Here is a 12,206-nt window from a genome sequence, read left to right on the forward strand (position 1 = left end):
CACGAATGTGCGACGGGTCTGGGCGGGATCGGCTGAGTTCACCAGAACCGCCCGTCCGGGCAGCGGCCGGTCACCCCTCGCCCCAGTGCTGCAGGCCGAAAAGGCCGTCCCGGCCGGTGGAACAACCACCGGCCGGGACGTTGGGGAAGGATCGGAGGCGATTCGGCAGGGCTGGTCAGAGACCGGCCCTGCGCGCGGCCTGTTGCCCGCCGACCAGCGGCAACTGGAAGTTGCTGATCTTGGTCGTCACGCTGATGTTCGCCCGGGTCTGGTCAGCGACGCTGGAGTAGCTGCGGTAGCTGCCGACCACGATCAGACCGAGCCGGTGGCCCGGCGCGAACACGTGGTCGACCGGCAGCAACGGCAGGTTGAAGTCGTACTTCTCACCCGGGACGAGCGGCTCAGGAGTGGTGAGCGAGTTCCGGTTGAGCGCGTCCATGACGCCCTTGCTGATTCGCTCCCGGTCGCTGGTCATGATGTTCTTCGCCGTCTGCTTGTAGCAGGCGTCGTCGCTCGGGCTGCTCTCGCCCCAGCAGTCCTCGGTGGTCAGCGTCCTGATGCCCTCGCCGGAGGTCTCCCAGCTGACCCTGGTCTGCGGGCCGTAGTCGACCAGGACGGCGCCGAAGTTGGTGTCGGTCTGGTCCGCCGAGGCGTTCAGCCGTACGACGGGGGTGCCGGAGACGTGCAGCGGCTCGGTGAGCGGTTCGGTGAGGAACACCAGCCGGTTCGGTCCGACGTTGGAGGTGTCGCTGACCATCTGGGTCTCGGTCTGGGTGGGGTTGTCCTGGAAGATGAGGTCGGCGGGGTGTCCCTTGGCGTGCTTCACCGACAGGCCGGTGGGGCCGCCGGCGACCTCGGCGGGCTGGAACCAGAGGTTGGTCTTCTTCGCGCCGGGGACCGGCCAGTCGCGGTAGGACTCGAAGACGTCCGGTGCCCGTTCGATGTCGACCCGGGGCTCCTTCATGATCTTGTTGGGTACGCCCTGCAGCCAGTTGTCGAACCATCGGTGCAACGTGTCCACCCATGCCGTGCGGCGGAAGTCGAACGGGTCGACGTGCCCTTCCTGCGCGAGCAGCAGCTTGCGCGGCACGTTGTGCTTGGCGAGCTCGGTCCAGAACTGGCTGAAGTGGTCGGGCCGTACGTTGTCGTCGTTGAGGCCGTGCACCATGAAGACGCTGGCCCGCACGTTCGCGGCGTCCTTGACGTAGTTGCGCTCCGCCCAGAACTCCGAGTAGTCGCCGGTGGCGTCGCCGTCCGCCGCGCTGATCTCGGCCCGTACCGGAGCGCAGTGCTCGCGCCGGTCGGGGTCGGTCACGGTGTTCGCGAGGCTTGCCACGTAGTGGTTGCCACGGGTCACGACGCCGTTCTTGCGGGTGTAGTCGTAGTAGTTCGACGGGCCGGCGATGTCGACGATGGTGCTGAGGCCCTCGACCCCGGTCACCGCCGTCGCGAGCGCCAGGTTGCCGTCGTAGGACTTGCCGATCATTCCGGTCTTGCCGTTGTGTCAGCCGGGGGAGGCGACCACGTTGCCGTCGGCGTCCCGCGCGGTGCCCCTGCCGTTCAGCCAGTCGATGGCGACCTTGGCGGACAGGTTGTCCGGTGTGCCGTTGGTGGTCGGGCAGCCGGTGGAGTTGTTGGTGCCCACCATGTCCAGCAGGGCGACGGCGTATCCACGGGGCACGAAGTAGTTGTCGTAGAACAGCGGCCACTTGTCGAGCAGGCCGTCGCCGTCGGTGTCCTGCTTGAGCTCGGATTCGTTGCCCCGGCCGAGCGTGGAGTAGTACGGGCTGGCGTCCATGATGACCGGTGCTTTCAGGCCCTGTTCGGTGGCCCGTGGACGCATGATGTCCACCGAGATCTGGTCGTTGACCCCGTCATGGTCGCTGTCGAAGGGGGCGTCCACCCAGACGTGTTCGCGGATCGCGTCGGCGTAGCCGAACACCGGTTGCGTGACGCCGTTCTCCACCACGATGCCGGGCCGGCTGTCGGCGGCGGCGAACGTGGTCTGGCCTTGTGATACGAGCAGTGACGCGGCGGCGATCAGGCCCATGCCGAGTGCCGTCCTGCGGCGTACCGGGCTCATGCGTGTTCCGCCGATGACGCGACTAACAGGGATATCATGCGAGGAACCGTACAAATGACTGTTCTGCGGAGCACTGGTCGTTTGCCGGAAACGCGCGCCCTCGATTTCGACGGTTGACGAATCACGCAGCCGGGTGCCTGATCACCCGGACGGCGCACCACGCCGTGCAGTTGAAGGGTGCGATCTGGACAATGCGACCTGACCAGCGTGAAGACACTGCGAACGCCGCCGCGCTGCGCGCCCGGCTCGGGCACGTCTACTGGATCGGTGGCGGGAGCGGCGCCGGCAAGTCGACCATCGCTCGTCGCATGGCGGCTCGGCACGGGTTGCGTCTCTACGCCACCGACGATGTGATGGCGGATCACGCCGGCCGGAGCACACCCGAGGAGTGTCCGTTCCTGAGCGAGTTCGCAGCGATGGACATGGACGAGCGATGGGTGAATCGATCTCCGGAAGTCATGCTGGAGACGTTCCACTGGTTTCGGGGTGAGGGCTTCGGTCTGATCGTCGACGACCTCCTCCGCCTTCCGAGGGAACCCGGTGTGGTCGTCGAGGGGTTCCGGCTGTTGCCACGTCTCGTGAAGCCACTCCTCGCCATGCCTGGTCACGCCGTTTGGCTCCTGCCGTCGCCCGACTTCCGCCGGGCCGCCTTCGGCAGTCGAGGCTCGCTGTGGGAGATCGCCCGAAAGACCAGCGATCCAGCAAGGGCACTGCGCAACCTTCTCGTCCGCGATCAGCTGTTCACGGAACGTCTCCATGAGGAAGCGCAACGTCTCGAACTCGACGTCATCGAGGTCGACACCACGATGACGGAGGATGACCTGGCCGAGCGAGTGATGGCAGCGTTCGGACTCCGGGGCTGAGCTCGAGGAGGGTCTCGCACCTCAGCCGACCCGAGCCGCCTCGGCAACGTGGCCTTCGCCGCACCGAACTGCGACACCAGCGGGAACGTGACCGCCTGTCAGGCGCTGAAGCCGCCGTCGACGTTCAGCGTGGCACCGGTCACGAAGCCGGCCTCGGGGCCGGCGAGGAACGCGATGGCGGCGGCCATCTCCTCGGGCCGGCCGAACCGTCCCAGGGCGTTCATCGAGCGCTGCACATCGGCGAACGACCCGACATCGGGGTTCATGTCGGTGCTGATCGAACTGGTCTGCACCGCGTTGACGGTGATGCCCCGCCGACCGAGGTCTCGCGCCCACGCACGGGTGTAGGCGGTGATGGCAGCCTTCGTCGCGGAATAGTCACCGAGGTTCGGGAAGACGGCACGGTCGGCAGCCGTGGAACTCAAGGAGACGATCCGGCCTCCCTCGCCCATCACCTTGGCCGCGGCGCGCGTGACGGCCACGACTCCCGCGACGTTGACGGCGTACTGCCGGTCCATGGCCTCCAGGTCGGTTTCGGCCGCGTCGATGGGGCCGGTCACGAAGATTCCGGCGTTGTTGACGAGGATGTCGAGCCGGCCGAACGCCGCCATGACCTTGTCGACCAGGCTCGCCGCCTGTTGCGGGTCGGCCTGGTCCGAGGCGAAGGCCTCACCGCGGACGCCGTGCTGCTCGATCCTCGACACGACGCTCTTCGCCTGCTCGGCCGAGGACACGTACGTGATGGCGACATCCGCTCCGTCGTCGGCGAGCCGCAGGGCCGTGGCCGCTCCGATGCCACGCGAGCCGCCGGTGACCAGTGCCACCTTTCCCGCCAGGGGTTGATGAGACATGACGTTTGGTCCTTCTTTCCTCTAGGGGTTTTCGGCACGGGGTGGCCCGCCGGGCGGTCTCGCGAACGGACCGGGACGCCCGGCCCACAGGTCAGCCGACCTTCACCAGGTGGTGTGCGGGGAGCGGGCCACCGGGGAACTGGAGGAGACGGGATCCGACGGCGAGCGGACCGAGGTCCAGGCTGAAGAAGCCGAGGCGGTCGATCAGCGCTCGCACCGTCTGCCGCGCCTCAAGGTCGTCTCCCGACAGGAAGAGGACCCGGCGACCGCCGCGCGCGACGGGATCGGCGGTGAGCAGGTCGGGAGTCAGGTGGCTGAAGGCCTTCACGACACGCGCGCCGGGGACCATGTCCGCGAAGACCTCGCTCGACGTCCTGCCGTGCAGTTCGAACGGCTGGAACAACGGTGCCTCGATGGAGTTGTTCGTGTCGATGACGATCCGGTCGTTCCAGTCGGGCAGGCCCGCCATGGCGCCCGGCAGTTGGGACCAGTTCACCGCGACGAACACGAGGTCCTGCCCGGCTGCCTGTTCCCGGGTGCCCGTGTGGACGTGGGGTCCCAGACGCTTCGCGAGATCGGCGAGCGTGTCCGGCCCGCGGCTGTTGGAGATGGTGACGTCGATGCCGGCTCGGGACAGGATCTCGGCTATCGCCGAACCGATGGCGCCGGCGCCGATGATTCCGATGCTCATATGAGCGTGCTCCTCAGGTGGTTGACGCTGAATCGGCGAATCGCCAGACGTTTCCGCGGCTGCCGCCGCGCCGTCAGTGCGGGCCAGTAGGTGATCGAACGCTCTCCCACCAGGATTTGAGAGCGTTCGTTCTCAAATGGGACAGTACAGGTTTGGGAGCGAGCGTTCAAATTGGGGTATCGTCGGGTCATGGCCCGACCGCGAACCTTCGACGAGCAAGATGTCATCGACCGCGCCATGGAGCTGTTCTGGACGCGGGGCTATGAGACGACGTCGGTCACCGACCTGACGTCGGCGCTCGGCGTACATCCGGGCACGCTCTACCGCACCTTCGGCGACAAGCGCGCGCTCTTCCTGCGCGCACTCGCCCACTACCACGAGCGTCTGGCTGCCGGTCTCGCTCCCACGCTGCTGGAGGGAGGCCCGGTCCTGCCGCGGATCCGGGCCGTGCTGATCGGCTGGATCGACCTGGCCGTGCGGCAGGACCAGCCCCGCGGCTGCCTGATCGCCAACACCGCCGGCGAACTGCTCCCCGGAGACGAAGAGGTCGCCCGTAGCGTGCGCGGCGTCCTGTCCGCCGTGGAGGACGGCTTCCTGCAAGGACTGCGAGCCGCCGCCCGGCAGGGAGAGATCTCCCCGGAGCTCGACCTCCCCGCCGCCGCCGCCATGCTCACCATGCTCCTCGAAGGACTGCAGGTGGTCGTCAAGGCCGACTCCGACCCACGCCGGCTCGTCGCCGCCGTGGACACGGCCCTGCTCGCGCTTACGTCGGGACGCGGCTGAGCGCACCGGTGGGATGGCGGGTTTCGCGGGCGCGGAGGTACGCCTCCAGGTCGGCGGCGCCCTGGAGCATGGCGCGGCCTCGGGCGGACAGGCGGGCCTGCCAGTCGCGCAGGGTCGACTCCAGCGGGGCGACGCCTCCGGCGGAGCGGACCTGGGCGATCAGCGGGGCGATCTGCTCCAGCAGGTAGCCGCCCCGCCTGAGCTGGTGGGCCAGCCGGACGTCGCGTACGTCGGCGGCGCTGTAGACGCGGTAGCCCGTCTGCGGGTCGCGGCGCGGCCGGATCAGCCCGGCGTTCTCCCATTTGCGCAGGGTGGCGGGGCGGATGCCGAGCCTCCTGGCCAGCGGGCCGATGAACGTGTCGCCGCGCTCCTGCGGCACGGGCGCCAGGTCGCGCAGCGCTGCCTCGACGGCCTGGAGGGTGCGACGGTCGTCGAGGAGTTGGCCGTGGCTCTCGTCGATGAGCCGCAGCGCGTCCTCGGTGTCACCCCGGTTGACCGCCTGCATGATCGACGTGGCCGTCTGGTGGCCGTGCCCGGGCACGAGGGCGAGGAACGCGCGCAGCGCTTGTGCGTGCAGCGGCGTGTAGGTGCGATAGCCGTGAACGGTGCGTTCGGCGGCGGGCAGGATGCCGGCGTCCTCGTAGTTCCTGACCGCCTGGGTGGACAGGCCGTGCTCGCGCGCCAGATCAACTGGCCTCATGGATGCATCACCGATTGAAGGTTTGTCGCGGTCGAAACGGGAGTTTTCCCGGAAAGTTTACACCGAAAGTTCAACGATACCGTTGAAGGCATGGACATCAAGGACATGGCCCGTCCACTCGATGGCGCGGGCGTCTCGGCGTTCCTGCGGTCGCTTCCCGCCAAGCCCCTGCTGCTCGGCCTGGGCGAGGCCAGGCACTTCGTGGGGGAGCTGGGCGAGTTGCGCAACGAGATCTTCCGGCATCTGGTCGAGCACGAGGGCTACCGGTCGTTCGCCATCGAGAGCGACTGTCTCATGGGCCTCGTGGTCGACGACTACATCGCGACGGGCGCGGGCACGCTCGACGACGTCATGGAACGCGGCTTCAGCCACAACTTCGGCGCGTCCCCGGCCAATCGCGAGCTCGTGCGCTGGATGCGGGCGTACAACGAGGAACATGACGAGAAGCTGCGCTTCTTCGGGTTCGACGGCCCGCTGGAGTATTGGGCCCACAGCCCGCGCCAGGCGCTCACCGGCCTGTACGCCCTCCTCGACGGCCCGCTGTCCTGGACCAGGGAGACCCTCGACACGCTGCTGGGCCCGGACGACAGATGGGCGAACGAGGCGGCGGCCATGGATCCGTCGCAGTCGATCGGCCAGTCCGCCGAGGCGCAGCGGCTGCGACTGATCGCCGACGACCTGGTGGCGCTGCTCGACACGCAGGCGCCGCGGCTGAGCGCGCAGGACAGGGAGCGGGCGGCACTGTACGGGCGCACCGCCACCGGCCTGCTCCGCTACCACTACTGGATGGCCGACGCGTCCCCGGCACGGTGGCCCCGGCTGTCGGCCCTGCGGGACGCGATGATGGCCGCCAACCTGCGCGCCGTCGCCGAACAGGGCCCGGCCCTGGTCTTCGGCCACAACATCCACCTGCAGCGGAACAAGAGCCTCATGCCGTTCGGCGACCAGCTGATGGAGTGGTGGGGCGGCGGGGCGATCACCGGGACGCACCTGGGCGACGGGTACGCCTTCCTGGCCTCGGCCCTCGGCACGGTCGGCGACGACACCCCGCCCTCGGACACCGTCGAGGGCGTCCTGTCCACGCTCCCGTGGGACCACTCGCTCGTCGACGCCCGCCGCCTGGCCGAGGCCGTCACGGAGCCCGTCCTGCGCGTCTCCCACGATTTCCGCTATTTTCCGCTGGACCCGGCTCAGCTCGGCATGATCGACGGCGTCGTCTTCCTCAAGCAGGTCGTCAGGCTGGATTGACGGTGTCGGGCTCTTCTGACACCGGCCCGCGAGGCGGCCGAAAGCGATCGTGAACGGCTGAACCCCACGCGAGAAGACCCCGGCGACATCACGTCGCCGGGGTCTTGGCGTGCGGCATGCCGGCTTGGTGTGCGTGCCGGGTCTGATGGGGTCAGCGCATTGCGCTCAGGGCACGTTCGATCTTCTCGTTCGGATACGGTGTCGTCCTGCTGGTGCCGTACAGGTCCCAGTAGAAGTCGTTCATGGCCGCCGCCACGGGTGCGTACCGGCGGATCACCGCGGCGACAGCCGGCGGGGCACCGGCGGGGTCCGCGCCGTCCGCGCACGCGCGGACGTAGTCGTTACGTTGTCCCGGGATGCCGTTCGGCGGCACCGTCACCCCGCAGACGTTGACGACCAGCCAGTTGACCAGCCGCATCAGCGCGTACCCCATGTCGTGGGTCCGGTTGCGTTTCAGGAATGCGATCTCCTGCTCGGACAGGTCGAACCGGGAGGAGGTCGCCAGCCCGAGATCGGCGATGTACAGGCGTTCACCGTCGGTGAGGATGTTGCCGAAGTGGCCGTCGAAGTGCACCAACTCCTGGCCGTTCATGAAGGCCACGTCGGTGAGCAGGCACGACTCGACCATGGCGCTCGCCGCTACCGCAGCGTCCTGGCCGGCGCTGCGCTGAGCGGCGAGCCAGTTGTCGAGGTTGTGGGGGATGAACTCCTGAAACAGCACGATGCCGGCCGAGGCGCGGGCAAGGGCGTGGAGACGATCCCGTACGGCTGGTGATCCATCCCAGTACCGCACGGCCGCCTCGACGTCGGCGTGCTCATCGGTGGGTGGCGGCGCTCCCGGCAGCACCCGCCAGTGATACAGCAGCGGGAAGGCCGCACTGCGCCCGGCCAGGACCCAGTTGGTCGTCATGACGCCGGCCGCGAGTTCGCGCCAGGCACCGAAGCCCGGCGTGCCGATGGCGGCGATTCCGTACTGGCAGAACGGAGGCAGCCCGAACAGGTTCGCGGTGGACATCACGTTGCCCGGGCGGCGCTCCAGGTCGGTCAGTGGGATGCGCTTGGCGAAGACCGGCACGCCATCGATGTCCAACAGCACCGAGGTGCCACCGATCCCCGAGCCCAGGGTCTGCGCCTGCTCCAGCGCCTCGCCGAGCTGCCGGTCGCTGTGCAACGCCAACGCGCCGGCGACCTCGCTGTATCTGCTGACACGCTCACCTTGCGACATGTCCAACGGTGTGTCTTGCGGTTCCAATGGCGGGCACCCCTCTGATCAACTTCGCGTGTGAGACGCTACACCCGTCTCCGTCCGGGTTCATTGCGCGGCGATGACGGCCCGCCACTCGGGTACGTGCGACCAGCCCCAAAGTAACTCTCTGTAACACTTCAGGGTCGCCACGTAGTGGCCACGGATGAGCGGTACCGGGCCGTAGCGACATCTGTGCGGAGCAGGGTGCTTGCGAATCTTCAGCACGATCGGGGGAGAAGGGGCCCCTGCCGATGCGCAGAGAGTGGGAGCTGGAGGACCTCATCGAGTGCCGGACACTGGATGAGGCCGAGGGCGAGTTACTGGCGAACAAGAGCGGTGCCACCCGTCTCGGGTTCGCGCTGCTGCTCAAGTTCTTCGAGTTGGGAGGCCGTTTGCCGCGCCGGGAGGACGTGCCGAAGGCCGCGGTGGACTACGTGGCGGGCCAGGTGAATCGCCCGCCACTACGACCAGATGATCAAGTACGCGACCGCACTGCGACCGCACTGCGGCTGCGCACCGCCGAGTCGCACCAGATGCTGTGCCGCTTCACCCGCGGCGGCCCCAAGCATCCCACCTACAGGCCATCGAAGAGCTCGGCCGCGTCGTCAAAACGATCTTCGTCTGCGAGTATCTGGTGGATGAGGAGCTGCGGCGGGAGATCAACGAGGGGCTGAACGTGGTGGAGAACTTCAACTCCGCCAGCAAAGACCTGTTCTACGGCAAGGCTGGCGACCTGACCGGCGACGACCGCGAACACGCCGGGGTCTCCGCGCTGGCACTGCATCTGATCGCCGCCGCCATCACCCGCCTCAACACGCACCTGATCCAGATCGTGCTGCGCGATCCGGCCTGGCGAAACGGCTGAGCCCGGCCGACCGGCGCGGGCTGACCGCCCTGTTCTGGTCCCACCTGAACCTGTACGGGCGCTTCGAGCTGGACAAGAGCCGCCACCCGGAGCTGGACGGCGTCCCCCTCAGCCGGCCCGCCTGACACGGACCGCAGGCTGCCGGGAAGGGTTCGGGGAGCTGGGCAGGTCGAGGTGACGCCGGCGTGCTGCCAGGGGGTCGATGGCGGCGCAAGGGAGCGGACAGGCCCCATGGCGGCGGTGACCGCAGGAGCTTTGATCAAGCTTGGGTGCTTGTGAGCGCGTCGGTGCTCAGTCGGACGCAGAGATTCCACACGGCGCTTTGGTTGCGTTCATCGAGAGCGCTGGCTGGCAAAGGCTTGCGGCGGCACTTGTCGTCGAAGTAGGCACCGGTAAGGCCCTCCACCTCTGGGGTCGCGGCCAGATAGACGCTGGAGCGAGCCGAACGGGTCAGATCCGACAAGAAAAGCGGAGCGACGACCTTCAGAACCAGGGGCGCGACAGGCCGGTAGAGCTTCGGGAAAGCAGTGATCGGGGTCGATCGGTTCATTGGCGTGTAGCCGTGCCCGGGGTAGACCACATTGGCCGTCACCCCCGTGCCCTGCAGTTCCCGGGCGAGCCGGGCTGTCAGCGCCATCGTCATGGTCTTGGTGTGGTTGTAGTGGCTGAACGTCCACCCGATGAAGCGGCGCTCGCCCAGCAGGTTGTCGTGCTCGATGGGGCCGCCGGGAATGCCGCCCGTCAGGTTGACGACTCGGGCGTGACCGGCGCTCTTCAGTTGCGGCAAGAGCAGGTGAGTGAGGGTGAATGGCGTGAGAACGTGTGCGGCGAACATCTTCTCCACACCGTCGGCGGTCAACTCCCGGCGTGGCCGGTTCATGCCGACATTGTTGACCAAGACGTCCAGCGCGTTGTAGCGCTCGGCGATCTGGGATCCGAGCTGGAGCAGCCCGTGGAGGCTGGTGAGGTCGGCGGCGAAGGCGCTCACCCGATCGTGCCCGGCGCTGGTGCGGATGTCCTGCGCGGCTTGCTGCGCTTGGGTGTGATCGATTCCTACCAGGATGACGGAGGCTCCCAGTTTGGCCAGGCCGCGGGCTGTCTCCATGCCGATCCCCGCGGTGCTGCCGGTGATCAGGGCGGTCTTGCCCGTCATGTCGCTGAGTGTCATCTGTGCGTTCTCCAGGTTTGGTCGGGACGCTGTCGTCCAGGTCGGTTGGGTGGAGCATCGGAAACAGGGCATGGACATGGCCGTCAGCGCGAGATCAGTTCTCGCGTGAGGTCATGGAGGCGTAGTGCGTCATGCCGGTCGAATGCGCGGCCGTCCAGTGGCAGTCGGCGCTTCTGCCAGTGGGCGGTGAAGGGCTCGGCCGGCGGGTCGTCCAGGAGCGCGGTCATGGGTGCTATCGCCCTCGGTACCGATGCGGCGAACAGGGTGAAGAGCGTCTTGGTCGTCGCACGTAGTGGTTGTGGCAGGCTCGCGGGCATGCCGGTGGAGACCACGCCGGGGTTGTAGCCGATGTAGGAGACGCCGCTGTCGGCATGCAGAACGCCGAAGGCGACTCCGAGGAGGTCGTTGGCCCGGAAGGACTGCAGGATGGCTTTGGTCCCGCTGTAGGTACGTGTCAGCTGCAGGTCATCCCAGTGGATGCGGCCCAGCGGCACACCGGGCGTGCCTACGTTCATGATGACCGGACGGCGGGCGGTCCGCAGCGCGTCGTGGAGCCCGTGGCTCAGCACGAAACGGCTGAGGTAGGCGAGCGCGAAGCTGTGCTCAAAGCCCTCGTGGGTGGTCACGCGGTCGCCGAAGAGCCGGTATCGCTGGGCGCAGAGGACCAGCTTGTCCACGACCGGTTGATCCTCGGCGAGCCGTTCGACGAGTTCCCGGGAGGCGGCCACCGAGGTGAGATCGGCGCGCACGAAGCTGGCCCGTCCGGTCGGCAGGGCTTTGGCTTCGGCGAGCAAGGCCTGTCCCTTTTCTGCGGTGCTGCCGACGGCGATGACGTGAGCGCCTTGGTGGAGGTAGTGGAGGGCCAGCCCTTTGCCGAGCCCATCGGTGCCTCCGGTGATGACCACGGTCTGCATGTTTCACCTGCTCTCCCCGCATACCCACCGAAGTGGATATGACATATCCGCTTATGTCGGGGCAGCCTAGCACGAAGTGGATATGATGTATCCAGATATCCGGACGGACGGGATGCCATGAGCGAAGAGACACCGGTACTGCGCCGCGACGCCGAGCACAACCGGCAGCGCACGCTGGCGGCGGCACAGGAAGTGTTCGCCGCGCGCGGGCTGCAAGCCACGCTCAACGACGTTGCCCACCACGCGGGACTCGGCGTCGGCACCGTCTACCGACGGTTTCCCAACAAAGAGGCCCTCGCCGAGGCCATCTACGCTGGCAAGCTCGATGACATCCGTGCCACGGCACAGGCCGCACTGGCAGGGCAGGACGCCTACGAAGCCCTGAGAGCCTTCCTCGAACATGCTTTGGAACAAGCCGCGACCGATCGCGGGCTCCGCGAACTTATACGGCGGGGTACGGGCGAGAGCAAGCAGATCGCGCGCACCCGGGAAGGCATCGTGGAGTGCTGCGGCTGCCTCATCGCCCGCGCTAAGGAACAGGGCACGGTGCGCGACGACATCACGGTGGGCGACATCGCGCCCATCGTTACGATGATCGACTCCGTGATGGATCTGCCGTCCGCCGGTGCCGTCCAACCGTGGCGCCGCTACCTCGCGCTCATCCTCGACGGCCTACGGGCCAGGCCGGACCACCGAGGCCAGCGCTCTTCATAGAGCGAACGTGCCGACAGATCGGCGTTGGACGACATTGCTGTCGGACGACAGCACCTGTTTGAGAAATGATCTCCCCGACT

Annotated in this window: 11 protein-coding genes and 2 pseudogenes; 6 read left to right on the forward strand and 7 right to left on the reverse strand. The window is 67.7% G+C overall.

Translation table 11 applies throughout. The features are described from left to right. Positions 1 to 175: 175 nt before the first annotated feature. Positions 176 to 2,083: pseudogene (locus tag E1286_RS07405) on the reverse strand (CocE/NonD family hydrolase). 191 nt (positions 2,084 to 2,274) lie between these two features. On the opposite strand from E1286_RS07405, the gene E1286_RS07415 reads away from it, so the two are divergent. Further along, positions 2,275 to 2,946 carry a nucleoside/nucleotide kinase family protein gene (locus tag E1286_RS07415; protein WP_132610058.1) on the forward strand — a complete coding sequence of 224 codons (672 nt, stop codon included), beginning with the start codon at positions 2,275 to 2,277 and terminating at the stop codon, positions 2,944 to 2,946. Positions 2,947 to 3,044: 98 nt separating this feature from the next. Here E1286_RS07415 and E1286_RS07420 read toward each other — a convergent pair whose 3' ends face one another. Continuing rightward, the gene (locus E1286_RS07420; protein ID WP_132610060.1) at positions 3,045 to 3,797 is read right to left on the reverse strand and encodes an SDR family NAD(P)-dependent oxidoreductase; all 753 of its coding nucleotides are present in this window, start codon (positions 3,795 to 3,797) and stop codon (positions 3,045 to 3,047) included. Positions 3,798 to 3,888: 91 nt separating this feature from the next. Next, positions 3,889 to 4,575 carry an NADPH-dependent F420 reductase gene (locus E1286_RS07425; protein ID WP_342776167.1) on the reverse strand — a complete coding sequence of 229 codons (687 nt, stop codon included), beginning with the start codon at positions 4,573 to 4,575 and terminating at the stop codon, positions 3,889 to 3,891. Positions 4,576 to 4,677: 102 nt separating this feature from the next. On the opposite strand from E1286_RS07425, the gene E1286_RS07430 reads away from it, so the two are divergent. Continuing rightward, positions 4,678 to 5,271 carry a TetR/AcrR family transcriptional regulator gene (locus tag E1286_RS07430; protein WP_132610064.1) on the forward strand — a complete coding sequence of 198 codons (594 nt, stop codon included), beginning with the start codon at positions 4,678 to 4,680 and terminating at the stop codon, positions 5,269 to 5,271. Here E1286_RS07430 and E1286_RS07435 read toward each other — a convergent pair. Next, positions 5,252 to 5,971: a TioE family transcriptional regulator gene (locus E1286_RS07435; RefSeq protein WP_132610066.1), complete on the reverse strand. Its 720-nt coding sequence runs from the start codon at positions 5,969 to 5,971 to the stop codon at positions 5,252 to 5,254. The two genes, E1286_RS07430 and E1286_RS07435, sit on opposite strands and share 20 nt — an antisense overlap. A 90-nt stretch (positions 5,972 to 6,061) precedes the next feature. On the opposite strand from E1286_RS07435, the gene E1286_RS07440 reads away from it, so the two are divergent. Then, the gene (locus E1286_RS07440; protein ID WP_132610068.1) at positions 6,062 to 7,219 is read left to right on the forward strand and encodes an erythromycin esterase family protein; all 1,158 of its coding nucleotides are present in this window, start codon (positions 6,062 to 6,064) and stop codon (positions 7,217 to 7,219) included. A gap of 151 nt (positions 7,220 to 7,370) precedes the next feature. On the opposite strand, the gene E1286_RS07445 is transcribed toward E1286_RS07440, so the two are convergent. Further along, complete coding sequence (locus E1286_RS07445; protein ID WP_132610070.1) at positions 7,371 to 8,444, reverse strand: protein kinase family protein; 1,074 nt, start codon at positions 8,442 to 8,444, stop codon at positions 7,371 to 7,373. Positions 8,445 to 8,716: 272 nt separating this feature from the next. On the opposite strand from E1286_RS07445, the pseudogene E1286_RS51940 reads away from it, so the two are divergent. Next, positions 8,717 to 8,902: pseudogene (locus E1286_RS51940) on the forward strand (hypothetical protein); the annotation flags it as partial. Between the two features lie 101 nt (positions 8,903 to 9,003). Beyond that, on the forward strand, positions 9,004 to 9,330 hold the full coding sequence (locus tag E1286_RS49990) for a Tn3 family transposase (protein ID WP_132610074.1): 327 nt from the start codon (positions 9,004 to 9,006) through the stop codon (positions 9,328 to 9,330). A 259-nt stretch (positions 9,331 to 9,589) separates the two neighbouring features. Here E1286_RS49990 and E1286_RS07460 read toward each other — a convergent pair whose 3' ends face one another. Both E1286_RS07460 and E1286_RS07465 read right to left on the reverse strand, forming a co-directional pair. Further along, on the reverse strand, positions 9,590 to 10,483 hold the full coding sequence (locus tag E1286_RS07460) for an SDR family NAD(P)-dependent oxidoreductase (RefSeq protein ID WP_132610076.1): 894 nt from the start codon (positions 10,481 to 10,483) through the stop codon (positions 9,590 to 9,592). Positions 10,484 to 10,581: 98 nt separating this feature from the next. Then, the gene (locus tag E1286_RS07465) at positions 10,582 to 11,412 is read right to left on the reverse strand and encodes an SDR family NAD(P)-dependent oxidoreductase (RefSeq protein WP_132610078.1); all 831 of its coding nucleotides are present in this window, start codon (positions 11,410 to 11,412) and stop codon (positions 10,582 to 10,584) included. Positions 11,413 to 11,529: 117 nt separating this feature from the next. On the opposite strand from E1286_RS07465, the gene E1286_RS07470 reads away from it, so the two are divergent. Beyond that, entirely contained in the window at positions 11,530 to 12,126 is a 597-nt protein-coding gene (locus E1286_RS07470; protein ID WP_132610080.1) for a TetR/AcrR family transcriptional regulator, read from the forward strand. Positions 12,127 to 12,206 lie beyond the last annotated feature (80 nt).

It is taken from the genome of Nonomuraea terrae, assembly GCF_004348995.1.
Classification (GTDB): Bacteria; Actinomycetota; Actinomycetes; order Streptosporangiales; family Streptosporangiaceae; genus Nonomuraea; species Nonomuraea terrae.